Genomic DNA, 23,802 nt, shown 5'->3' with positions numbered 1-23,802 from the left:
CATGACCCAGATCTTCGACAATCCCGCTGATTTCGCGGATGAGGCACTGGACGGCTTCGTTGCGGCCAACCGCGGCTACGTTGCCCGTGTCGACGGCGGCGTCGTCCGCTCCACCGAGGTCCCGGCCGGGCAGGTCGCCCTGGTGGTCGGCGGCGGCTCCGGACACTACCCGGCCTTCGCCGGCCTCGTCGGGCCGGGCCTGGCCACCGCCTCGGCCTGCGGCAACATGTTCGCCTCGCCCGCGGCCGGCCAGGTCTACCGCGTGGCCAAGGCCGCCAACGCCGGCGGCGGCGTGCTGCTGAGCTACGGCAACTACGCCGGTGACGTCCTGCACTTCGGCCAGGCCCAGCTGCGCCTCAACGCCGAGGGCATTGAAACCCGCACGGTCCTAGTCACCGACGACATCGCCAGTGCCCCGCTGGAGCAGATCGAGAAGCGCCGCGGCATCGCCGGGGACCTGACGGTCTTCAAGATTGCCGGCGCCGCCGCGGAGGCGGGACTGAACCTGGACGACGTCGAACGGCTGGCCATCCGGACCAACTACCGCACCCGCTCCCTCGGCGTGGCCTTCGACGGCTGCACCCTGCCCGGCGCGGACGCGCCGCTGTTCACGGTCCCCGCGGGGCACATGTCCCTCGGCCTGGGCATCCACGGCGAACCGGGCATCTCCGATCACCCCATGCCCACCGCCTCAGAACTGGCCGAACTCCTGGTCAGCCGGCTGCTGGCGGACAAACCGGACGACGCCGGCACCCGCGTGGTCGCAATCGTCAACGGCCTCGGCACGGTCAAGTACGACGAACTCTTCCTGCTGTTCGGCAAGATCGAGAAGCTCCTCACCGCCGCCGGCCTCACCGTGGTGGAACCGGAATGCGGCGAACTCGTCACGAGCCTGGACATGTCCGGACTTTCCCTCACCCTGTTGTGGCTGGACGAGGAACTCGAGCAGTACTGGGCCGCCCCGGCCGACACCCCCGCGTTCCGCAAGGGAAATCTGGCACCCCGTGCCCGCCGCGAACTCGCCGGTCCGGAAGCCGCCCAGGCCGCCGACGTCGAGCGCCCCACCGCAGCTGCGGCAGCCCTCGGCCAGCTGGCTGCCGACCTGCTCGGCCAGACGCAGAACGTGATTGTTGAGCATGAGGAAGAACTCGGCCGCCTGGATGCCATCGCCGGCGACGGCGACCACGGCATCGGCATGCGCCGCGGCGTGGACGCGGCAGTCACCGCGGCCGAACAGGCTGCGGCGAACGACGGCGGCGCGTCGCCGTCGCGCGTCCTGACCGCGGCGGGGGAGGCCTGGAGCGAACGCGCCGGCGGCACCTCGGGGGCGCTCTGGGGCTCGGCGATCATCGCGGCCGGACAAGCCTTGGGCAACCAGGACAGCTACAGCGGGGAGGACGCGGCCGCCGCGGTCACGGCCTTCGTTGACGCCATCAGCGAGCTCGGTAAGGCCGAGCTCGGTGACAAGACCATGGTGGACGCCCTCGTGCCGTTCCGGGACACCTTCCTCACCGCGTTCGACGCCGGCACGCCAGTGGCTGCCTCGCTCGCCGCAGCAGCGGAAGCCGCCACCGCCGCCGCAGACGGGACGTCCGAATTGCGCCCGCTCAAGGGCCGCGCCCGCCCGCTCGCGGAAAAGAGCCTCGGCCACCCCGACCCCGGTGCGGTGTCCTTCGCGCTCATCGCCACACGGATTTCCGCGCACACCGAAACTTCCAGCACAGGAACCCGGCTCGCTACCTCCGAGCCGGCGGAACAAGGAGCAAAAGCATGAGCACAACAACAGGCTGGCGCATCGTCGTCGGCAACGATGAAGCCGGCGTCGAATACAAGAACGCCCTGAAGGCCCTGCTCGAAGCCGACCCCCGCGTCGCCTCCGTGCTGGATATCGGCGTCGGACCGGACGACTCCACCGCCTACCCGCACGTGGCCGTCGACGCGGCCCGCAAAGTCGCCGAGGGCGACGCCGACCGGGCGCTGCTGATCTGCGGCACCGGCCTGGGCGTGGCCATCGCGGCCAACAAAGTCCCCGGCATCCGTGCCGTCACCGCTCACGACAGCTACTCCGTGGAGCGGTCGGTCCTGAGCAACAATGCCCAGGTCCTCACCATGGGCCAGCGCGTCATCGGCCTGGAACTCGCCAAGAAGCTCGTGGGCGAATGGCTGAGCCACCGCTTCGATGAAAACTCCTCTTCCGCCGCCAAGGTGGACGCCATCTGCTCCTACGAGCCCGAATACACGAAGGCAGTCTGAACATGACCGAATCAACTGAAACCGCAGCCGCCATCAACGCCGCCCGCAAGATCGCCGTCGTCGGCTCCGGCTACATGGGCGGCGGCATCGCCCAGGTCCTGGCGCTCGGTGGCGCCCGGGTTGCGCTCGCGGACGTGTCCGCCGAAGTGGCCCAGAAGAACTACGAGCGGCTCCTGGCCGAATCCGACGAATTCGTTGCCGCCGGGCTCTTCCCGGCCGGCTCCACCGCCATCCTGAAAGAAAACCTCTGGGCCGCAAAGGACATCGAGGAAGCCGTGGCGGACGCGGACTTCATCGAGGAAGCCGTCCCCGAGGTCATCGAGATCAAGCACCAGACCCTGGCCCGCATCAGCGCGGCAGCCAGGCCGGACGCCATCATCGGCTCCAACACATCCACGATCTCCATCGCCGACCTGTCCGAGCCGGTCACCAACCCGGAACGCTTCCTGGGCGTGCACTTCTCCAACCCGTCCCCGTTCATCCCCGGCGTCGAAATCATCCCTCACGCCGGCACCTCGGTGGCCACGGTTGGCGCCGTCCGCGACCTCGTGCACGCCGCCAACAAGCAGACCGCCGTCGTCAAGGACGTCACCGGATTCGTGCTCAACCGGCTCCAGTACGCGCTCTTCCACGAGGCCGCGCAGCTGGTGGAGCAGGAGATCGCGACGGCGGAAGACGTCGACACCCTGGTCCGCACCACCTTCGGTTTCCGGCTGCCGTTCTTCGGCCCCTTCGCGATCGCCGACATGGCCGGGCTGGATGTCTACAACTTCTGCTACAAGTCCCTCCAGACCGACTTCCCGGAACGCTTTGCGACGCCGAAGATCCTCACCGAACTGGTGGAGGCCGGAAAGCTGGGCACCAAGACCGGCGCGGGATTCCTCAACGTCCCGGCCGAGCGCACGCCGGAACTGATCGCGTACCGGAACAAGGCGTACGTGGCCATGCAGAAGCTCATCGACGAGCTCGGCCCCGCACCCATCAACTGAGTCTGCCCCGTCCACTTTCACCTCAGGAGCATCCCCATGAGCACTTTCCCCGCAGAACGCACTGCCATCATCACCGGCGCAGTGTCCGAGCGAGGCATCGGCCGCGCCACCGCCAGCTACCTGGCGGCGCAGGGCTGGAACATCGGCATCATCGACCTCGATGACGCACGCTGCAAGGCGGCGGCCAAGGAACTCGCCGCCGAGCACGGCGTCAAGGCCTTCGGCGCCGGCGCCAACGTGTCCGACGAAAGCTCGGTCCGCGCGGCCATCGACGCCATCGAGGCGGAGCTGCCGCAGATCGTGGCGCTCGCCAACGTGGCCGGTGTCAGCTCCCCGGTTCCGTACCTGGAACTCGACGCCGCCGAATGGGACCGCGTGCTCAACATCAACCTCAACGGTGTGCACTACGCCACCCGCCGCGTCGCGGAATCCATGGTGAAGAACAGGATCGGGCGCATCGTGAACATCTCCTCCGTTTCCGCGCAGCGTGGCGGCGGCACGTTCTCCAAGACGCCGTACTCGGTGGCGAAGGCCGGAGTGATCGGCCTGACCCGGGCGACGGCCCGCGAACTGGGCGAATACGACATCACCGTCAACGCCATCTCCCCGGGCCCCATCGACACTGACATCATGGGCGGCACCCTCAGCGAGGAACGCAAGGACGAACTCACCCAGGACCTCGTGGTCAACCGCGTTGGTTCCACCCGGGACATCGCAGCAGCCATCGCCTTCCTCATCAGCGAGGACGCCGGCTACATCTCCGGCCAGACGCTGAATGTGGATGGCGGACTCTACATGCACTAAGGAAGAAGCATCGTGGCACAACACAGCCAAACCCCCGCCGCCTCCGGATTCGCAGCCTGGAGCAAGGGACGGAAGATCTACCTCGCCGTCGGGATCCTGGCCTGCGTGGCCGGGGTACTGATGATCGCTTTTTCACGCTAGTTCCTTGGCCGGAGCCGCCCTGGCCCTTGGCGCCGGGCGGGTTCCGGCCGCTCTCCACGCAACTGATCCACCCACTGAGTTACACCACTGATTGCTCGACGAGGAGTTTTTGATGTCCCTAACAACAACGTCCACCCGGGACCTACTAGAGACACCGGTCCTTAAATCGGCCATCTCCAAGGCCTCCCGCCGGCTGATGCCGATGCTGGTGATCCTGTATGTGGTCGCCTTCCTGGACCGCACCAACGTGGGCTTCGCCGAAGCCGCCCTCGGCGTGGACAAGGGCATCACCGCCGGCGCCTACGCCCTGGGCGCCGGGATCTTCTTCATCGGCTACGCCCTGTTCGAAATCCCCAGCAACCTGCTCCTGACCAAGTTCGGGGCGAAGGTGTGGCTGGCCCGCATCGCCATCACCTGGGGCATCGTCTCCGCCTGCTTCGCGTTCGTCCAGGGCGAGACGTCCTTCATCATCCTGCGCTTCCTGCTCGGTGTCACCGAGGCCGGGCTCTTCCCGGGCGTCATCATGTTCCTGGCCGCATGGTTCCCCAACAAGGTCCGCGTCAAGATGTTCGCCATCTTCTACCTGGCCCAGCCGTTCTCCCAGATGATGGGCGCACCGCTGTCCGGCTGGCTGATCAACATCGGCGACCAGGTGCCCGGCGTCCAGGGCTGGCAGGTCATGTTCTTCGTCGAGGGCATGCTGGCCGTCCTCGCCGGTGTGGCCGCGTACTTCTTCCTCATCAACAGCCCGCAGGACGCCAAGTTCCTGGACAAGGACGAGAAGAAGGCGCTCCTGGACGTCATGGCCCTGGAAGACACCGTCAAGGAAGAATCCGGGCCGCGGGGTGTGCTCGCCGCCATGAAGAACGGCAAGGTCTGGTACTTCACCATCATCTACTTCTGCCTGCAGATCGCCGTGTACGGTGTTACGTTCTACCTGCCGCAGCAGGTGGCGCAGCTGACCGGCCAGAAGGTGGGTATCGCCGTCGGCCTGATGGCGGCCATCCCGTGGTTCTTCGGCATCTTCGCCTGCTACTTCATCGGCAAGGCTGCCAACACCGTGGTCCGCCGCCGGGTCTGGGGCACCGGGCTGTTCATCTCCACCGGACTCTGCATCTTCGGATCCGCGTGGGCCGGCGCGAACCACGTTCCGGCACTCGGCATCATCTTCATCAGCCTCGCGGTGTGCAGCTTCCTCTCGATCGGACCCATCGCGTGGTCCTACCCGACGGCATTCCTCACGGGAACGGCCGCGGCTGCCGGAATCGGCCTGATCAACTCGCTCGGAAACCTCGGCGGCTTCGTTGCGCCGATCCTGCGGACCTCGGTCAACCAGATCACCGCCTCGGACACCGGAACCATGGGCGTCTACGCCCTGGGCGTCCTCCCGTTCCTGGCGGCAGCCATGATGTTCGCGACCCGACGTTTCAAGAACAAGGCCGACGAACTGCTGGAGCAGTAAGGCCAGCCCGCACCCGCCTTCCAGCCCCCATCAACTGGATCCAGCAGAAAGCACCAACACATGCAGCACAGTCCCAACAGCCAGGCTCCCAGCACCCGCATCCTGGTGGGGGTCAGCACCAAGATGTACCTCGGCTACCGGGACAGCCAGGACTGGCTGGAGCGGCTGCTGCACGAAGTGGACACCCGTCCGGCCCTGGCGGCCGGGCGGGTTGTCCCGTTTGTCATTCCGTCCTTCCCGGTCCTGCCCGCGGCCGCCGGACTCCTGGCGGGTTCGCCGGTGCTGCTCGGGGCACAGAACTGCGGCTGGGCGGACGGCCCCTGGACCGGGGAGGTGGCCCCGTCCATGCTCGCGGAACTCGGCGTCCGGCTGGTGGAGATCGGCCACGCTGAACGCCGACAGCACTTCCACGAGGACGATGCCATGGTGGCCCTGAAAGTCCGGGCCGCGGACGACGCCGGAATCACCCCGCTGCTGTGCGTGGGGGAGCACGACGGCGGCAACCCGGCGGCCGCGGCGGACGTTGTGTACCGCCAGATCGAGTCGGCCGTCGACGGCGACTGGGACCTCGCGGGCCGGCTCACCATCGCCTACGAACCCGTCTGGGCCATCGGCGCTGCCGAGCCCGCAGACGCCGCATATGTGTCCGACGTCGTCCAGCGGCTCCGGGCTCAGCTCACCGCTGCCGGAGCGCCGGGGCTGCCGGTCATTTACGGCGGATCGGCCAAGCCAGGACTGCTGCCCACGCTCGACGGCGTCTCCGGCCTCTTCCTGGGCCGGTTTGCGCACGACCCCGCGAACTTCGGCACGGTGCTGGACGAGGCCCTGCTGCTGGCCGAGGGTTTCCCCGCGTCGGTGCCCGCCACCGCTGGACATGTCCTCCCCTGACCTTTGACAGCCAAGGGACATGTCCAGTCTTGGTCGTGAAGAGTGGGCAGAACACCCTTGTGCACACTGAGGGAGGCGAAGAATGGGCATGTCCCGAGGGGTGGCGGGCGAAGCTCAGGAAGCCACCGACCGCTGGCACAGGCCGATGAAGCCGCCCAGTTGTTCCATGCCCTCCGGATGGGTGGGCAGGTAGTTCGTCAGTTCCGGCGCGCGGACGATCACTGCGCGCCACTGTCCGCGGGAGACCGCTACATTGATCCGGTTCCGCGAGAGCAGGAACTCCATGCCCCGCGGAGCCTCGGCCACCGCCGAACACGCCATGGACACGATCACCACCGCGGCTTCCTGGCCCTGGAATTTATCCACCGTTCCGACGCGGACCTCGGCCAGGCCGGCGGCTTCCAGGGCTTCGCGGATCACGTTGACCTGGGCGTTGTAGGCCGCCACCACCAGAATGTCGGACGTTTCGAGGGGCCGGGCGCGCTGATCCGTGTGCCACTGCAGCCCCAGATGCCGCCGCACCTGATGGACCACTTCGGCGGCTTCCTCGGGCGATGACGTGGTGTTGCCCGCGTGCTCCACCATGACAGTTTCTATCCCGGCAGGAACTCCGTCCAGGCGTCGGAGCCCCGCGGCCGGCGCGGACCGCAGCTGCCCTTCGTAGGCGAGCTCGGACACGGCCAGGCACAACTCGGAATTCATGCGCCATGTGTCGGCCAGGAAATATCCGAGCTCCGGCGGAAGCGTCGCATGCCCCGCGGAAATCCAGCCCAGGGCGGACTCGTCGACCGGCTCCGGATGCGCACCCTGGCTGACCTGCGGCAACTGTTGGGGATCGCCAAGCAACAGCAGCCTGCTGCTGGCCTGCGCGACCGCTAGCGTATTGGCCAGGGAGAACTGGCCGGCCTCGTCGATCACCAGCAGGTCCAGCGACCCCGCAGGAACACTGGCCCCTGTCATGGTCCATGCCGTGCCGCCCACCAGTGCTCCGCCGGGCGAACCGAGGAGCCGTGCGACGTCCTGCGCCGACCGCTGGTCCCATTCGAGCGGCTCCCCGTGCTTCACGTCCTTGGCAACAACGGCGGGGTCCACTCCGGCCTTGGCCACTGCCGTCTTCAGCAGGTTCTCGACGACGGCGTGGGACTGGCCCACGACCCCGACTTTCCAGCCGCGGGCCACGAGCCGGGCGATCACGTGCGAGCCCACATGGGTTTTGCCGGTGCCGGGCGGACCCTGGACAGCCACATAGGAGTGGTTCAGGGCACCGACGGCTTCGGTGATGGCATCAATGTAGCGGTCCGTGCCCTCGCCGGGCTGGGGCAACGGCTGGCCCGCTGCAAGCCGCGGCGGCACCCGCCGGACCAGATCCAGGGCCGGGTGGCGAGGAAAAGCGGCACGGAGCATCGCGTCGTCCGGGCTCTTGCCGCTTCTGGTCGCCCGGCGCAGGCCGTCGGCGACAACTTCGGCCAGGCCCGCCAGCGCCTCCTCGAGGCTCTTGGTCTGGATGGGCTGGTCTTCGGTCAACGCGATGGGCAGCTGCGAGTAGGGTTCGATATTCCTCCGGAGCTTGTCCCGGATGACGACAGTGTCCTTCCCGTCCTCATGGCCGAGCTCCAGGATCTCGGTCCCGAACCAGCCGTTGCGCCCGGTCCCGTCGATGCCCGTGCCTTGGAGCCCGGAGGGAAGCGGGGGCCCATACATGCGGAACCAGGTGCTGCCTTCACGGAGGTCCGAACCGGGGCTGACGGTGCCGATCAGTTTTACCCGGCGTTCGGGCAGCTTGGCGCCGTCCTTCCACCAGTCCTCCAGCACCACCGCGTCCTCGACCAGGAAGACGTTGCGGTCCTGCTGGTGGTGGGTGTCGGGGCCGTTCTCGCAGCGGTCAAAGTGGGCCCACCAGAACGCCTTGCGCTCGCGGCGGTGATAGCTGACGGCTGCGGCCAGCATGGCTACAGCTTTTCGATCCTCCTCTGGCAGTCCGCCCTCCGGATCGGCGAACGCGGCCAGCGCCAGTTCGGCGGAACTTAGACCGGCATCCACCACACCGCCGTCATCCCCGGCGACGGTTTCCCTCGCACTGGTTTCCTTGGCGCCGGAGTCTTTGCCGCTGGGGGACGCGTTCGGGGCGCCGGCGCCCTGGGTGATCCCGCGCTCCTTCGCCAGGCCCAGGAGCCAGTTCCGGAGTTCGAGCGTGGACAGGCAGTCGTATTCGTTGTAGTCCGAGATGCTTGCCAGGATCTTTTCTGCTTCCTCGGCCCGCTCATTGTCCCGTGCATCGCAGTAGTGGGCGTAGGCAACCACGGAAGCGCCGGCGTCTTTGACGTCCCCGGAGCGCAGGTTGGTCCCCATGTAGAGCGGCTCGAGCTTCTTGATGCTGTAGGAGTTCTCGGAGATCCGGATGCTGTTCCGGACCGTCTGGTAGAGGTCCACCAGGAGGCCGTCCCGCAGCCACTGGTCCACGGTGTCCTCCCCGGCGACGTGCATCACGGAGAGCTTGCGGAGGGCCGTTTTCTCGTACGCGGCGTAGTGGTAGACGTGCATGTCCGGGAACTCTTGCCGGCGCTTTTCCACGTAGGCGAGGAAATCCAGGAAGGCTTGCTTCTCGGCCTCCCGGCTGTGGGCCCAGAACGGCCTGAAGACTCCGGCGGCGCCGGGCACGGTCGGGGCCTCGATGACGCCGAACAGGTACTCCAGCCCCCAGACCCCGGTGGCGCTTTCCTGCCAGAGCGGGTCGCCTTCGAAGTCGAAGAAGATGTCGCCGCTGCTGGGCGGCGGCAGCTCGGCCAGGGTGTTCTCCGGAATGACCGCGTAGCGGAGCGAATGCTCCTCGCCGTCCTTGATGTACCGGACGCCGCCGTCGGATCCGCCGATCCCGCTCTGCATCCTCGCCTGTTGCTGCAGGCGCAGGAGCGCGGCATTGGCCGCCGGGAGGCTGGCCTGCGCAAGGTCCTTGACCGAATAGATGCCCTGTTGGTGCAGCTTCTTGCGCTGCGCCGAGTTCATCCGCGCCACCAGGAGAAGGTCGTCGGTGGCTTTGACCATCTCCTGGCAGTAGTCGCAGCGGCCGCAGGCGGTGAGGCCGGCCGCTCCCCAGCGCACGGGGCCGGGCTGCGCCCTGTGGCCGGCGGTCAGGGCGAGGAAACGCTCCCGGCGTTCCCGGAACACCGGCAGGATGTCTGCGAGTTTGTGGTGGCTGCGGACGTAGTCGAAGCCGCCGCCCGGCAACGGGATAGTGGCCCCGAGCACCAGCGTTACGGCCGGGTCCGGGGTGACTCCGGCCTTCAGGAGCTGGTCACCGTAGGCGGCGAGCTGCAGCAGCGCCGTCACCTTCGCGTGGCGCGCCAGCTTGGTGTCGAACACGGCGTAGCTGCCATCAGCCTGCCGGACCAGGAAGTCGGAGCGCCCGTGGAACTGGCCGTCGAAGAAGGCTGCCTGGAACACGACGTCGGCGCCGGAACGCAGCGCTTCAATGGACTCCGAATGCTTGGCCAGCAGCGTGCCGCGGTCCATGGCTTTGGCCGGGACGACGTCGTAGACGCCGCGGGCGGTGGCCGGATCCCACATCCCGAACTCGGCGACGAAAGAGTCCAGCACCCGGTGCTCGTGAACATCGCCGAGCTTGGCCGCGTGCTTGAGCATCTCGTCATCCTCGAAAGAGGCCTTCGGCGAGCGGCCCAGCTTCTCGTCGAGTTTCCGGAGCAGCTGATATTCGCAGCTGGCCGCGATCACGAGGTCACTCGCGGAGAAGACCAGGTCCGGTGCGGAACCTGGCACGTCCGGTTCAAGAAAAAACACTGCGCCCCCGTTGTTGTGGCCCTTTTTGCTACGGCACGGTCTGCTTTGACCGCGTCGCCTTGTTTTGACCGCGTCGCCGGTGGTGACTGCCGCCGTCGATCTCTTCCTGCCAAGCTATCAAAGGCCACCGACAATCCAACCCGTAATCCACACCGACAGTCCGGCCGGTTCCCCGCTTCGCGCCGTAGGGCAAAATGGATGGGGTGACCCAACTCCCGCAGCGCCCCGCCTCATCCGCAGCTAGCCCGTCGCCGAAGACCGGCACCCCACAGGCTGGAGCTCCCGGTGCCGGGGCGCCAAAGGCCGGTGTACCGCAGTCCGGCGCGCCCCAGACGCAGGAGTCCGGCATCGCCGCCCAGATCGCCGGCGAGTTGGGCGTGCAGGCGTGGCAGGTCAAGGCCGCCGTTGACCTGCTCGACGCCGGGTCCACCGTTCCCTTCATCGCCCGGTACCGCAAGGAAGCCACCGGCACCCTGGACGACACCCAGCTCCGCGACCTGGAGGAGCGGCTGCGGTACCTCCGCGAGCTCGAGGACCGCCGCCGGAGCATCCTCGAAGCGATCGCCGCGCAGGGTGCCCTGACCCCGGAACTGCAGGCCGCCGTCGTCGGGGCCGACACCAAATCCCGGCTCGAGGACATCTACCTCCCGTTCAAAACGAAGCGGCGCACCAAGGCGCAGATCGCCCGCGAGGCCGGACTGGAGCCGCTCGCGGACGCCCTGCTCAAGCGCCCCGAGCTGGACCCGGACCGCGAAGCGGCCAAGTACCTCAACGCCGAACATTCCATCGGGGACGCCGCCGCCGCGCTCGCCGGTGCCCGCTCCATCCTGGTCGAACGCGTCGCGCAGGATGCCGACCTGGCGGAAACGCTGCGGGAGCGGCTGTGGACCCAGGGCCGGATGGTGTCCCGTGTGAAGAAGGGCAAGGACGCCGAGGGGCAGAAGTTCAAGGACTATTTCGAGTTCTCCCAGCAGCCGGCCGGGATGCCCTCGCACCGCGTCCTGGCGCTGCTGCGCGGCGAGAAGGACGGGGTGCTGGAGCTGGATCTCGCCGAGGCCGAACCGAACGACGACGCCGCTCTCACGGCCGCCCGCGGCCGGTACGAAGCCGCTGTGGCCAGGTTCCTCGGGATTGCCGACCGCGGCCGGCCCGCCGACGCCTGGCTGGCGCAGACCGCGCAGGTGGCGTGGCGTTCGCGGGTGCTGGCCCGGCTGACGGCGGACCTGCGGAGCCGGATGTTCGCCGCCGCCGAGGACGAGGCCGTGCGGGTCTTCGCCGCGAACCTGCGTGACGTGCTGCTCGCCGCGCCGGCCGGGAACCGCGCCACCCTGGGCCTGGATCCGGGCCTGCGCACCGGCGTGAAGGTCGCCGTGGTGGACGGCACCGGCAAGGTGGTCGCGACTGACACCATCTACCCGCACGCCCCGGCCCGGAAATGGGACGAGGCGCTGCGGACGCTTGTGGGCCTGGCGGAGAAGCACGGCGTCGAACTCGTCGCGATCGGCAACGGCACGGCGTCGAGGGAGACCGACAAGCTCGCCGCCGAACTGCTGAAGCAGCTCGGCGGCTCGGACTCTGCCAACCCAGAGGCCAACCCGGCCAAGCCGCAGAAGATCGTCGTGTCCGAGGCCGGCGCCTCGGTCTATTCGGCGTCGGCGCTCGCCGCCGCGGAACTGCCGGGCATGGACGTATCCCTGCGCGGTGCCGTCTCGATCGCCCGGCGGCTGCAGGATCCGCTTGCGGAGCTGGTGAAGATCGAGCCGAAGTCGATCGGCGTCGGGCAGTACCAGCACGACGTCACGGCCGCGAAGCTGGACCGCAGCCTGGACGCCGTCGTCGAGGACTGCGTGAACGCGGTGGGCGTGGACGTCAACACCGCCTCGCCCGCGCTGCTGAGCCGGGTGGCCGGCGTCGGGCCGCTGCTGAGCGAGAACATCGTGGCGTACCGGAACGAGCACGGGCCCTTCAACAAGCGCAGCGAGCTGAGGAAGGTGCCCCGGCTGGGCGCCAAGGCATTCGAACAGTGTGCCGGCTTCCTGCGGATCACCGGGGGAGCGGAACCGCTGGACGCCTCCAGCGTGCACCCGGAAGCGTACCCGGTGGCCCGAAAAATCAAGGCCGCTGCCGGAAAGGCGCCCGCTGCGGGGAGCTATGCGGCGCTGAATCCCCAGGACTTCGTGGACGGCAGCTTCGGGCTGCCCACGGTGCGGGACATCATCGCCGAGCTGGAGAAGCCCGGCCGTGACCCGCGTCCGGCCTTCGCGGCGGCGGCGTTCTCCGAGGGCATCGAGAAGATCTCGGACCTCAGGCCCGGGATGGTGCTGGAGGGAACCGTGACCAACGTGGCGGCGTTCGGCGCGTTCGTCGACGTCGGTGTGCACCAGGACGGCCTGGTGCACGTGTCCGCGCTGGCCAACCGGTTCGTCTCCGACCCCCGCGAGGTGGTGAAGTCCGGGCAGGTGGTCCGGGTCAAGGTGCTGGAGGCGGATCCGGAGCGGAAACGCATCTCCCTGACGCTGAGGCTCGACGACGAACCGGCAGCTTCCGGGGGCAGCGCACCGTCCGCCCGGCAGGGTCAGCCCCGGCAGGGGCAGCCTCGACAGCAGCAACCCCGGCAGGGGCAACCCGGGCAGCAGCCCCGCCAGGGACAAGACCCGAAGGCAGCCGGCCGGCAGTCGCAGCCGCAACGGTCGGCCTCCCAGCCGAGGCCCACGCCGTCGCCCGTCAACACCGCGATGGCCGAGGCCCTCCGGAAAGCCGGCTTGGGCAAGTAGCGCTCCGCAGCGCCCCGCCGAACGACGCCCCTTCCCGACGGCGCCCCCGCCGCTTATCGCTGAAAACCTACCGCTTGGCGCATAAGTAGTACGTTTGCTGACGATCTGCACCATGATGGCCGGAGGCGTCGGTCCTCTGCCGGAAGCTCGGTCAGAGGCCCTGGCAGGGGACCGTCGCTGCAAAGTGCCGGACACCGATGTCGTTGACGAGCAGGGGGAGCACTCATGGGCTGGCTGGACCGCGAACGAACCATCGCCGCGCCGGGATTCAACCGGTGGCTCGTACCCCCTGCAGCGCTTGCGGTGCACCTGTGCATCGGCCAGGCCTACGCGACGAGCGTCTACAAGACGGCCTTGGTGAAGCACTTCGGCGCCAGCCTGACCGAGATCGGCGTGATCTTCTCGATCGCGATCGTGATGCTGGGCCTCTCGGCCGCCATCATGGGCACCTGGGTGGACAAGAACGGCCCGCGCAAAGCGATGTTCACCTCGGCAGTGTTCTGGGCGAGCGGCTTCCTGATCGGCTCCCTCGGCATCTTCAGCGGCCAGCTCTGGCTCGTTTACCTCGGCTACGGGTTCATTGGCGGGATCGGCCTGGGCATCGGCTACATTTCCCCGGTCTCCACCCTGATCAAGTGGTTCCCGGACCGCCCCGGACTGGCCACGGGCATGGCCATCATGGGCTTCGGCGGCGGCGCCCTGATCGCCAGCCCCGTGTCCACGGCGCTGCTCAAGATGTACGACCCCAACTCCGGTGCCAAAGGCTGGGTGGCCAGCGGCGACGCGGTGGGCAAGCTCTTCCTCACGCTCGCCGTCGTCTATCTGGCCTACATGCTCTTCGGCGCTTTCACCATCAAAGTCCCCGCCGAGGGCTGGAAACCGGCCGGCTTCGACCCGACCAAGGTCAAAGCGGCCAAACTCGTCACCACAGAGAACGTCTCCGCGAAGAACGCCGTCAAGACCAGGCAGTTCTGGCTTGTCTGGGTCGCACTGTTCTGCAACGTCACGGCAGGCATCGGCATCCTCGAACAGGCCGCACCGATGATCCAGGACTTCTTCCGCCAGTCCGACGGCGTGTCCCTGGTCAGCGCCGCCGTGGCCGCCGGCTTCGTGGGACTTCTCTCGATCGGCAACATGTCCGGCCGCTTCGCCTGGTCCGCCACCTCGGACATCACCGGACGCAAGCGCATCTACATGGTCTACCTCGGCGTCGGCGCGTTGCTCTACACCGTGCTGGCGCTGGCCGGGTCGACGACGACCGTCCTCTACGTGGCGCTCGCATTCGTCATCATCTCTTTCTACGGCGGCGGGTTCGCGACCGTCCCTGCGTACCTGCGGGACCTCTTCGGCACCTTCCAAGTGGGAGCCATCCACGGCCGGCTGCTGACCGCCTGGTCCGCCGCAGGAATTGCCGGGCCCCTGATCGTCAACGCTTTCCTGGATGCCCAGGGCAAGCCCGGCGCGCTCAATGCTGCGTCGTACCAGCCCGCGCTGCTGACTATGGTGGGGCTGCTGGTGATCGGCTTCATCGCCAACCTGCTGGTCAAACCGGTGGACGCGCGTTTCCACCAACCTCGCCAGGATCGCGACCGGTCCGAAGAACCCGCCATGGAGGCTTGAGATGAGTGCAGCAGACCTTTCGCACGGAAAACCGTCCACCGGAAAATTAGTCATCGCGTGGGCCCTTGTCGGCGTGCCGCTCGCCTATGGCGTGTATGAGACCCTCACCCGCGTGGCGGCCCTCTTTGGCTGACACCGTGGTTAGAGAAGTCTCCGGCGGCCGCCCGCCCGCGGCCCGTGTGCCGTTCACAAGCCCGGAACCATTCACCACGCGGCCCACGCTGCAGGGCACCTTCGGGATGAGCACGTCCACGCACTGGCTTTCGACGGCGGCGGCCCAGGCGGTGCTCGAACGCGGCGGCAACGCCTTCGACGCCGCGGTGGCGGGAGCGTTCGTGCTCCACGTCGTGGAACCGCACCTCAACGGACCCGGCGGCGACATGACCGGTGTCTTCGTCACCGCGGACAAACCGGACCGGCCGGTAGTGCTGATGGGCCAGGGCCCGGCGCCGGCCCGGGCCACCGTGGAGCATTACCTTGCCGAAGGCCTGGACCTCGTTCCGGGCTCGGGAGCCCTGGCCGCCGCGGTGCCTGCCGCCGTCGACGCCTGGCTGTTATTGCTGCGCGACCACGGAACGTGGGAGCTGGACGCCGTGCTGGAATTCGCGATCGGCTACGCGCGGGACGGCCACCCGATGCTGGGCCGGGTCGGAACCACCATCGCCGCCGTGTCCGCACTCTTCCAGACGCATTGGCCCACCTCGGCAGAGTTGTGGATGCCCGGCGGAAGGATCCCTGACGAAGGCGAGCTGGTGTGGAACCCCGCCTACACCCGAACACTCGAACGGCTCGTGGAGGCCGGAATTTCGGCATCTACCCGCGAGGCAGGCATTGATGCGGCCCGCCGAGAGTGGCGGGAGGGGTTCGTGGCCCGGGCGATGGTGGAATCCGTCCGGACCCCGCACCGGCACTCCTCGGGTACGGATCATTGTGGGGTGCTCGCCCCGGCGGATCTGGCGGGGTTCGAAGCCGGGTACGAGGCGGCCACCACTGTGGAATTCCGCGGCCACACCATCGCCAAGACCGGTCCTTGGGGACAAGGGCCGGCGCTGCTGCAGACACTCGCCATCCTGGCCGGCTTCGAGGACCGTTGCCTCGATCCGTCCACTGAACTGGGGGCGCACACCATCCTGGAGGCGCAGAAACTCGCGCTTGCGGACCGGGAAGCGTACTACGGCGACACGGACGTGCCGCTGGACTACCTGCTGTCGGAGGAATACTGCGCCGGGCGGCGGGCCTTGATCTCGGAGCGGGCGTCCTACGATTTCCGGCCCGGCGCCGTGCCCGGCCGGGTGCCCTACCGGCCGCCGCTGCGTACCGACTACACGCCGCCGGCGCTCGCGGGCGATGCCTCCGGGGCCTCCGAGGTGTCCGCCGCCTCCGCGGCCGGGCTCGGCGTCGGAGAGCCCACCGTGGCACGTACGGGGGAGACCCGCGGCGACACGTGCCATATCGACGTCGTGGACCGGTGGGGAAACATGGTGTCGGCCACTCCGTCCGGCGGCTGGCTGCAGTCCTCTCCGGCGATCCCGGAGCTGGGCTTCTGCCTGGGCACGCGCCTTCAGATGACCTGGCTGGAGCCCGGCACGCCGTCCACGCTGACGCCCGGCAAGCGCCCGCGCACCACATTGACGCCGACCCTCGTGCTGCGCGACGGCCATGCCGTGGCCGCGCTGGGTTCGCCCGGCGGCGACCAGCAGGACCAATGGCAGTTGCCGTACCTGCTGCGCACCATCGTGGGCGGGTACTCGCCGCAGCAGGCGATTGACGCACCGACCTTCCATACGACGTCGATGCCCGGCTCGTTCTGGCCTCGCACCTGGGAGCCCGGCGGCGCCGTCGTCGAGGACCGGCTGGGGTCGGATGTTATCGAGGGACTGGAGCGCCGCGGGCATGTCGTCTCCCGGGCAGGTGATTGGGCGCTGGGACGGCTGTCCGCCGTCGTTCGGGATCCTGAGACTGGGATCCTGCAGGCCGCGGCGAATCCGCGGGGTGCGCAGGGGTACGCCGCGGGCCGGTAGGAGATTGCGCTCAGCCGATGAACTCTCGTTGAGTGCAAGGGCGTTGCTTTAGGCAGCTCTTTTTCTGGCCGTATTCCCGATACGGGACCGATTACAAGGGATCGGGTTGGACCTTTGTGTCTTGGCCTGGCTGTATTCCTGCTGGCAGGGATACTGGTGAAATGACTCTCGCTGAACTGGAAGTACCTGGCGGCCCATTCACCATAAGGAAAGCTGAAGCTTCTGATGTGGGGTCAATCGTTGGTCTTCTGGCGGCCGACCAGCTCAGAGCATCTGTCGATTCGATTGCGATCGAGGACCGGCTCTCCTACGATCTTGCTTTTCAGGCAATTGACTCTGATCCTGCGCACCTACTTGTCGCCGTCGTCTCGACGGAGAATGAGGTGGTTGCGACCATGCAACTGACATTCATTCCCGGACTCGCCCGAGCTGGAGCCCTGCGAATGCAGATTGAAGCGGTGCGCGTCCGGTCGAACCTTCGAAGCAATGGTCTTGGAGGGGCGATGATCAAGTGGGCGATCGCCGAAGGGCGTCGACGCGGTGCCAGACTGGTCCAGCTCACATCTGACGAGTCCAGGGTCGAAGCGCACCGGTTCTATGAGCGCCTTGGCTTCGAGCCCTCGCACGTCGGTTTCAAACTGTCTCTTTGAAGGCCAAAGCCGATTCTGGGCCTCCGGGCCGTGCCCCCAGGATTCACAGCCCCAAGGATCTGCGCAATCACCGACCTCAGATCACCGGAAATGCCTGAGCGGAGGACTTATGGCGTGGGCTCCAGGACCCGTGGCCGGCCAAACTGTGTGTGGACTCCGGGCGAAAACAGCACGGACTCGGGTGGTCCGGCGACTTCGATTCCCGCGGCGCGCACGAGCTGATCCTCAAGGCCGATCAGTCGCGCCCGGTACAGCGGCCATGCACTGTGCGTGTTGGGGATGTACAGGGTCCGGTCCTTGAATCGGGAATGCAGACCGAACCGGGCCGTCAGGTGGATGGACTGCGCGTCGGTCGCTGCGACGTCGGGCTCCGGGACGACGCTGAAGTTGCTCCGGGCGCCGCCCCGGAAGCGGCGCACGGAATACCCAATGGTCGCACCTCCTGCGCCAGCGCTCGGGTCCGCCAGGTCCGCGGAGTGCAAGCCGTTGGCACCAAGGAAGCTCGTGCGCGACCACACATATGGAATCCCGCCCGCCCGCGCCACCAGCACGGCCGCCAAGCGTGACGCATCCAGGCTGCGGAAAACGACGCCCCGGGTGCCGTCCGGTTCCCTGGAGTAGAGCCGGACATTGATCTCGTTGAAGCGTCCGAAATAGGGGATGCCGGGACCGCGACCAATTCCGGCGCGCTGCATGCGGAACCCGATCAGCCCCACCCAGGCGGATCCGTCGAAGACGTCGGGTGCGACGCCCGGTGGCATGAATGACGCCGCCACTGCCTCAGGGATGCGCCAGTGCAGGAAGACCGCGTCCACCCACCGCTGGTCCATGATGATCGGTGCCGGAACCCCGGGTGCATCCGGCCACGGATCTGCGCCCAATCGGATCAAATCAGTTCAGCTGCCGTGTGCCGTCTGGAAGCACCCCGCCGGCCAGCAGCTCCGCGGTGGCGTCGGCCAAGGCCGTGAGGGCCACCCGCTGGGTCCACGGGCCGTAGGAAATGCGGGCCACGCCAAGTTCCTGCAATTTCGCCGGAGCCAGGGAACCGGGCACGTTGATGACCGAAATCTTGTTCCAGCCGATTCCTTCCACCAGGGCGGTGACGGTGGCCTCGTCCAGCAGGCCGGGCACGAACACGTTGGTCGCGCCCACGTCGAGGAACGCCCGGCCGCGCTCAATGGCATCGGCCAGTACGGCGGCGCGGTCGCGGTCGCCGGCTTTGAGGAAGGCGTCGGTGCGGGCGTTGAGGACGAAGTCGACGCCCTCACCGGTGGCGGCGCGCACGGCGGCGCTCATCTGCTCAACGGCCTCGGAGAGCGGCCGCATCTGGTCTTCGATGTTCGCTCCGACAGCGCCGGCGCCGATCGCCTTGCGTACCGTTTCGCCGGGGTTCCCGTACCCGGCTTCCAGATCGGCGCTGACGGGCAGCGACGTTGCGGAGGCTATGAGCCCGACGGCGGCGATCATTTCGTCGACCGGGATGTGCTCGCCGTCCTCGTAGCCATGGGACGCGGCAATGGAGTGGCTGGCCGTGGCCAACGCCTTGGTTCCGGGGACGTCGGCGACCACTTTCGCGGTGATCGCGTCCCAGACGTTGATGACCTGGAGGATCTCCGGGGCATAGTGGAGACGGAGCAGTTCGGCGGCTTTGGGGGCATGGGAACGCACGTTTTCTGTCATCCCCCGAGCCTAACCGGGGCCCGAGACACCCGAAAGAGCCCCTACCTTGCGGCCGACGCCGAGGATCCCGCGGTCTGGGTCTGCCAGGGCCACCGCCCGGTGATTTCGAGCTCGAGCGAGAAACTCAGGAAGGTCCGGATGAGCACGATGATGGCGAGCACGCCGACGCTCTCGAAGGTTGGCGTCACGGCGACGGTACGGATGATGTCGGCCGCGACCAGCAGTTCCAGGCCAAGGAGGATGGAGCGGCCCAGCAGCTGCCGGTAGGACCGGTAGACGGAGAGCGGTTCGGATCCCGCGGGCCGGCGCCGGGGCTGGAATCCGCGCAGCGCCATGGGGATGGACACGATGGCGCCGACCACCATGACGGTCACGCCGGCGAAGTCCATGAAGCCGCCGACCGTCTCAATGATGTGCTGAAATTCCATGGTCCTCCTCAGGGAAAGTGGGCGGCGAACTCAACGGGCCTAGGGGTGCCGGACGCCGGTGCCGGCGAGAATGGCCCGGTAGCCTTCCCGGAAACTCGGGTACTGAAACTCGAAACCCGTACTGCGAAGCAGCCCGTTGCTGGCTCGCTTGTTGCCGCCCCGCGAGGCTTCGCCGCCCGCCGCGCTCACCGCCGCACCCACGGACTCCGACGCCGGCCGGGGGAGTCCCAGCTCCTCCGCCAGGAATCCCAGCACCTCGCCGAGCTCGGCCGGTTCATTGTCGACGCCCACATACACGGGCCCGGGAACCGCGTCCATGGTGCACAGATGGACGATTGCGGCGGCGGCGTCGTCGCGGTGGATACGGTTGGTAAAGCGCGACGACGCCGGAATGACAGCGGTTCCGCCGCGCACCTGGTCGATCAGTCGCGTCCGTCCCGGTCCGTAGATCCCGCCGAGGCGCAGCACCACCGGGGTGATGCCGGTGCCGCGCAGGCGGCTGTAGAGGAGCTCCTCGGCTTCGCGGATGATGCGGCCCGAGAAGCCGCCGGGTTCCGGCGTCGTGCGTTCATCAATCCAGCCGCCGGCGGCGTCGCCGTAAACGGCGGTGGAGGAAACAAACAGGACCCGGCGGACGCTGGCCCCGGACGCCAGGACGGCGTCCAGCACGTGGGCGAGACCGTCCACGTAGGCGGCCCGGTAGGCATCTTCAGTCGGGGAATCAGCGGCGATCGCGACCACGACGGCGGTCGTGTCCTCGGGGATGGGCGGCAGCTCGCCGGAGCCCAGGTCGGCCGCGACGCCCTCGATGGCGGCTGGAAGTTTTTCCGGCGACCGGCGCCATCCCACTACGCGGTGGCCGGCAGCCGCGAAACGCAGCCCGGCCTCGGTACCCAGATCGCCGCAACCGGCCAGCAGAACAGTCATGAGGCCAGTCTGCCAGCCTTCGGGAAACCCAACGGACAGGCTTGAGAAAATCTTGAACTGATCTTGTCGCCCACTGCGGCCTTGCCTTGAAGGAGGCCCGGCATTGTTGTAGGAGTCAGCCAGGGGGCTGGCGGACACAACATACGTCGCCCGGCCAACCACGGCCGGCTCCACGAAACGGAAATCCCATGGGTCTCAACCTCAAGTCCACGTCCAGCAAGGTCCTGGCCTCGGCCGCCCTCCTCGCCGCAGCTGCCGGTGTGGCCGGGATGGGTACCTACGGTGGCTTCACCGCCAGCACCTCGGCCTCGGCCGCGGTCAGCTCGGGCACTGTGAAGTTCGACGTCGGAACCGGCGCCAACAACCGCCTCAGCGTTGCCGCTTCCGGCGCCGTTCCCGGTGACAGCGTCCAGCGTGCCGTCACCCTGACCAACAGCGGTGACCAAAACCTGGCCTCAGTCACTCTCACCACCACGGCCGCCGCACCGTCCTCCAAACTGGACTCCGACTCCACCAACGGCCTCCAGCTGAAGGTTGATGCCTGCTCGGTGCCGTGGACAGAAGCCGGCACGTCGCCGTCGTTCACGTACACCTGTTCCGGAACTACCACCACGGTCCTGTCGTCCCGGGCCGTGGTGGGCAGCAACATCGCGCTGGCCGGCCTCACCTCCCTGACGGCCACGAAAACCGACTACCTCCGAGTCACCACCACGGTGCCGGTCACCGCGGACAACACGTTCCAGGGCCTGTCCAGCACCATCAACTTCGCGTTCGACGCCGTCCAGCGCGCCGCCGCCAACAAGTAGCCAGTCTCCGGGGGCTCAGTCCGGCCCGGTCTCGGCCGGACTGGGTCCCCGGTTTTACCCGTACTATCCACACCGGCAGGAGGGAACGATCCCGTGAGTGCAGCAATCAACGCAGGTCCCAGGGAATCCGTCGACCTCCCGTCAGCAGACAGCACCGGCCAGGAGAGCACTGTCCAGGAGAGCACTGTCCAGAAGAGCACCGGCCAGGACGCTGCACATCGGATTCACGGACGACGCCGGGCCGAACGGCCGCCGCACACCCGCGGCCGCCTCGTGCCCACGGCGGTTGGCTGGGCCGCACGTGCCCTGTTTACGCTCTTCCTCATTGTTGCCGCCCTGGTATTCCTCTTCCTCGCCGTCGGGCCGCGGTTCCTGAACTACCAGACGTCCACCATGCTCACCGGGAGCATGTCGCCGGGGATCAACCCCGGCGACGTCGTTGTCAGCGTGAGGACGCCGGTCTCCGATCTGAAGGTCGGTGACATCATCACCTACAGCATCCCGATTGACGATCACCGGATCGAAACCCACCGGGTGGCCAGCATCAAGCGCGACGACGCCGGCACGACGTCGGTGACCACCAAGGGTGACGCCAACCCGGGACCGGACCCCTGGACCGCCGTGCTGTCCGAGGACTACGTCTACACCCAGGCCGGCGTCGTACCGTATCTTGGCGACGGCATACGGGCCTTGCGTCAGCCGCTGGTCCAGTCCGTCCTCCTCTACGGCGCGTCTGCGCTGCTCGTCGTCGTCGTGCTGTCGGCGATCTGGCGGAAGCCGGCAGACCCGGCCGCCGGCGCTCTTGCCACCGAACCCGCCACCGAGGCACCCGCCACGGATGCCGTCACGGAAGTTGGCACGGAAGCCGTGACCGTAGCCGTCACAAGCGCCGGCTCTGAAGAGAGCAGGGGATGACGGGCCACGGCCTGGTCCTGGATACCCGGCAGATCGACCGGCTCGCCTTTGAACTGGATTCCCGTTCCTGCGCCGAAGGCTTCGTTGGGCTTTTCCTCGAAGCCTTGCCGGACCGGCTGGAGACCCTCCACCGAAGCCTGCTCGAAGGCAAGTGCGAGGGCGCCCTGGTCGCGATCCTCAGCATGGCAACCTCGGCAGCGATGGCCGGTGCCACACAGCTCGAGGGCCGGAGCCGGGCGATCGAGCGGAGCATCCGGGCCGGCGACCTGGATTCTGCACGAACCGGCGCCAGGGCACTGGACTCGAACGCTGCGGACTTTGCCCAGCACATGGCCGTTCTGCTTACTTCCGCGAAGCTTAGTTCCGCGGAGCCCGCGCAGCAGGGGCCGTAGCCTGTGCTGAGGACGCATGTGCCAAAGCGGGCAGCGTGACCGACACGGTGGTGCCGCCGTCGGGTCCTGAACTGATCTCCAGCCGTCCGCCGTGGGCCTTCGCTATCCGGAGGCAGGTTGCCAGTCCCAGTCCGGAACCGGGCGGGTCGTCGTCGCGATGCAGCCGCACCAGCGGTTCGGTGACGTGGTCCCGTTCCTGCTCTGGAATGCCTTTGCCGTTGTCGGTCACCTGAAGTTGAACGCCGTCGGGAACAGCTGATGCCGTGACCAGGATTCTCGGCGGGACGCCCGGGCGGGAGTAGGCCAGGGCATTGTGGATGAGGTTCTGCAGGAGTACGCGCAGCTGTCCGGCGTCGGCCTCCAGGGCGAAATCCGCAACGTCGACCTCCGCCCCGGCGTCCTTGAGGCACAGCGCCAGATCCTCTTCAATGTCCCGGACCACGGCCCTGAGCGACACGGGCTGGCGCCGGAGTGCGCCGCCGATGCGGGAGAAGGACAGGATGTCGTCCACCATGGCCAGCATGCGGCGGGATGTCCGGCCAATGATGCGGAAATCCTCAGCGTCCGTGGACCCCTGCAGCTCGCCCAGCTCGGTGAACCCGATGATGCTGGTCAGCGGGTTGCGCAGATCATGACTGATGCGGCTGGCAAAGGATTCCAGCAGTTCGTTGCTGTTGCGGGCCTCCTCCAGGCTCCGGGCGAGCATCCGGGCGTGGTGCTGGAGCTCGAGCACGGACACCACTTGGGAAGCGATGATCTCCAGCGCCGCCTGCTTTTCGGTGGAGAGCTCGGCGGGCGCGAGCGAAAACACACACAGCGACCCGAGCACGAAGCCGTTCGCCGTGGTGAGCGGGACCGAGGCGTAGAACCGGATGGCTGCGATCTGTCCCGTGACAAACGGGTGGTCCTGGAACATCGGGTCCAGGGACGCGTCAGGAACCACGGTGGTCCCGCCGCTGAGGAAGACGCGGCTGCACATCGACACTTCGCGTGAACACACCCCGGGATCGATTCCCATGGCGGCGATGTGGTGCTGCTCGTCTTCCGTAATGATGTTCACGACGCCGAACGGGATGCCCGTGGTGGTCGTGGCAAGACTGAGCAGGTTCTGGAGCTGTCCTCGCGTATCCGGAGAATCGGCTGCCGTCCCGGCGGTGTGCGGTTCAAGCTGGGGCAGGCCGTACTCCTCGAGCACGGACCTGCGCAGTGTCCCGGCTTCGTCTTCCCGCGGCCCAGGGGCTGGCGGAGGCGCGGCCA

General features: G+C 67.7%; 21 protein-coding genes. 15 read left to right on the top strand and 6 right to left on the bottom strand.

The features are described from left to right. Position 1: 1 nt before the first annotated feature. The 7 genes from dhaL to ACFVTM_RS17615 all read left to right on the top strand — a co-directional run bounded on the left by dhaL (position 2) and on the right by ACFVTM_RS17615 (position 6,537). Positions 2–1,774 carry a dihydroxyacetone kinase subunit DhaL gene (dhaL, locus tag ACFVTM_RS17645; protein ID WP_390205054.1) on the top strand — a complete coding sequence of 591 codons (1,773 nt, stop codon included), beginning with the start codon at positions 2–4 and terminating at the stop codon, positions 1,772–1,774. Next, positions 1,771–2,253: a ribose-5-phosphate isomerase gene (locus ACFVTM_RS17640; RefSeq protein ID WP_390205052.1), complete on the top strand. Its 483-nt coding sequence runs from the start codon at positions 1,771–1,773 to the stop codon at positions 2,251–2,253. Before dhaL ends, ACFVTM_RS17640 begins: the two co-directional genes overlap by 4 nt. Before the next feature lie 2 nt (positions 2,254–2,255). Continuing rightward, the gene (locus ACFVTM_RS17635; protein ID WP_390205051.1) at positions 2,256–3,242 is read left to right on the top strand and encodes a 3-hydroxyacyl-CoA dehydrogenase family protein; all 987 of its coding nucleotides are present in this window, start codon (positions 2,256–2,258) and stop codon (positions 3,240–3,242) included. 36 nt (positions 3,243–3,278) lie between these two features. Further along, positions 3,279–4,046, top strand: a complete 768-nt coding sequence (locus ACFVTM_RS17630) for an SDR family NAD(P)-dependent oxidoreductase (RefSeq protein ID WP_390205049.1) — start codon at positions 3,279–3,281, stop codon at positions 4,044–4,046. A 12-nt stretch (positions 4,047–4,058) separates the two neighbouring features. After that, the gene (locus ACFVTM_RS17625; protein WP_390205047.1) at positions 4,059–4,187 is read left to right on the top strand and encodes a hypothetical protein; all 129 of its coding nucleotides are present in this window, start codon (positions 4,059–4,061) and stop codon (positions 4,185–4,187) included. 112 nt (positions 4,188–4,299) lie between these two features. Further along, the gene (locus tag ACFVTM_RS17620; protein WP_390205046.1) at positions 4,300–5,649 is read left to right on the top strand and encodes an MFS transporter; all 1,350 of its coding nucleotides are present in this window, start codon (positions 4,300–4,302) and stop codon (positions 5,647–5,649) included. Positions 5,650–5,709: 60 nt separating this feature from the next. Next, positions 5,710–6,537, top strand: a complete 828-nt coding sequence (locus ACFVTM_RS17615) for a triose-phosphate isomerase family protein (protein ID WP_390205045.1) — start codon at positions 5,710–5,712, stop codon at positions 6,535–6,537. 114 nt (positions 6,538–6,651) lie between these two features. Here the strand turns inward: ACFVTM_RS17615 and ACFVTM_RS17610 are convergent, their stop codons facing one another. Continuing rightward, positions 6,652–10,332 carry a TM0106 family RecB-like putative nuclease gene (locus ACFVTM_RS17610; RefSeq protein WP_390205043.1) on the bottom strand — a complete coding sequence of 1,227 codons (3,681 nt, stop codon included), beginning with the start codon at positions 10,330–10,332 and terminating at the stop codon, positions 6,652–6,654. 203 nt (positions 10,333–10,535) lie between these two features. On the opposite strand from ACFVTM_RS17610, the gene ACFVTM_RS17605 reads away from it, so the two are divergent. The 5 genes from ACFVTM_RS17605 to ACFVTM_RS17585 all read left to right on the top strand — a co-directional run bounded on the left by ACFVTM_RS17605 (position 10,536) and on the right by ACFVTM_RS17585 (position 17,397). Then, positions 10,536–13,106, top strand: a complete 2,571-nt coding sequence (locus ACFVTM_RS17605; RefSeq protein ID WP_390205041.1) for a Tex family protein — start codon at positions 10,536–10,538, stop codon at positions 13,104–13,106. A 225-nt stretch (positions 13,107–13,331) separates the two neighbouring features. Then, positions 13,332–14,726: an OFA family MFS transporter gene (locus ACFVTM_RS17600; RefSeq protein ID WP_390205039.1), complete on the top strand. Its 1,395-nt coding sequence runs from the start codon at positions 13,332–13,334 to the stop codon at positions 14,724–14,726. Position 14,727: 1 nt separating this feature from the next. Continuing rightward, a complete protein-coding gene (locus ACFVTM_RS17595) occupies positions 14,728–14,859 on the top strand; it encodes a hypothetical protein (protein WP_390205037.1) in 132 nt (43 codons plus the stop codon). Between the two features lie 106 nt (positions 14,860–14,965). Beyond that, positions 14,966–16,747: a gamma-glutamyltransferase family protein gene (locus ACFVTM_RS17590; protein WP_390205094.1), complete on the top strand. Its 1,782-nt coding sequence runs from the start codon at positions 14,966–14,968 to the stop codon at positions 16,745–16,747. A gap of 161 nt (positions 16,748–16,908) precedes the next feature. After that, positions 16,909–17,397, top strand: coding sequence for a GNAT family N-acetyltransferase (locus ACFVTM_RS17585; RefSeq protein WP_390205035.1), 489 nt, complete (start codon positions 16,909–16,911; stop codon positions 17,395–17,397). 107 nt (positions 17,398–17,504) lie between these two features. On the opposite strand, the gene ACFVTM_RS17580 is transcribed toward ACFVTM_RS17585, so the two are convergent. From ACFVTM_RS17580 to ACFVTM_RS17565, 4 genes are all read right to left on the bottom strand, one after another. Further along, the gene (locus ACFVTM_RS17580; protein ID WP_390205092.1) at positions 17,505–18,227 is read right to left on the bottom strand and encodes a DUF2071 domain-containing protein; all 723 of its coding nucleotides are present in this window, start codon (positions 18,225–18,227) and stop codon (positions 17,505–17,507) included. Between the two features lie 61 nt (positions 18,228–18,288). Further along, the gene (locus ACFVTM_RS17575; RefSeq protein ID WP_390205034.1) at positions 18,289–19,077 is read right to left on the bottom strand and encodes an isocitrate lyase/phosphoenolpyruvate mutase family protein; all 789 of its coding nucleotides are present in this window, start codon (positions 19,075–19,077) and stop codon (positions 18,289–18,291) included. Between the two features lie 41 nt (positions 19,078–19,118). Then, complete coding sequence (locus ACFVTM_RS17570; protein ID WP_390205033.1) at positions 19,119–19,505, bottom strand: DUF1622 domain-containing protein; 387 nt, start codon at positions 19,503–19,505, stop codon at positions 19,119–19,121. A 39-nt stretch (positions 19,506–19,544) separates the two neighbouring features. Beyond that, positions 19,545–20,432 carry an SDR family oxidoreductase gene (locus ACFVTM_RS17565; protein WP_390205031.1) on the bottom strand — a complete coding sequence of 296 codons (888 nt, stop codon included), beginning with the start codon at positions 20,430–20,432 and terminating at the stop codon, positions 19,545–19,547. A gap of 188 nt (positions 20,433–20,620) precedes the next feature. On the opposite strand from ACFVTM_RS17565, the gene ACFVTM_RS17560 reads away from it, so the two are divergent. From ACFVTM_RS17560 to ACFVTM_RS17550, 3 genes are all read left to right on the top strand, one after another. Beyond that, positions 20,621–21,238, top strand: coding sequence for a TasA family protein (locus ACFVTM_RS17560; RefSeq protein ID WP_390205030.1), 618 nt, complete (start codon positions 20,621–20,623; stop codon positions 21,236–21,238). Positions 21,239–21,331: 93 nt separating this feature from the next. Continuing rightward, a complete protein-coding gene (locus ACFVTM_RS17555; protein ID WP_390205029.1) occupies positions 21,332–22,153 on the top strand; it encodes a signal peptidase I in 822 nt (273 codons plus the stop codon). After that, complete coding sequence (locus ACFVTM_RS17550; protein ID WP_390205028.1) at positions 22,150–22,545, top strand: Hpt domain-containing protein; 396 nt, start codon at positions 22,150–22,152, stop codon at positions 22,543–22,545. Before ACFVTM_RS17555 ends, ACFVTM_RS17550 begins: the two co-directional genes overlap by 4 nt. On the opposite strand, the gene ACFVTM_RS17545 is transcribed toward ACFVTM_RS17550, so the two are convergent. Then, positions 22,511–23,740, bottom strand: coding sequence for an ATP-binding protein (locus ACFVTM_RS17545; RefSeq protein WP_390205026.1), 1,230 nt, complete (start codon positions 23,738–23,740; stop codon positions 22,511–22,513). The genes ACFVTM_RS17550 and ACFVTM_RS17545 overlap by 35 nt on opposite strands. Positions 23,741–23,802: the final 62 nt, after the last annotated feature.

The sequence above is a fragment of the Arthrobacter sp. NPDC058130 genome, assembly GCF_042884475.1.
Lineage (GTDB): Bacteria > Actinomycetota > Actinomycetes > Actinomycetales > Micrococcaceae > Arthrobacter.
Note: the sequence above shows the minus strand (reverse complement) of the source record. Positions and strands in the feature narration are given on the sequence as shown.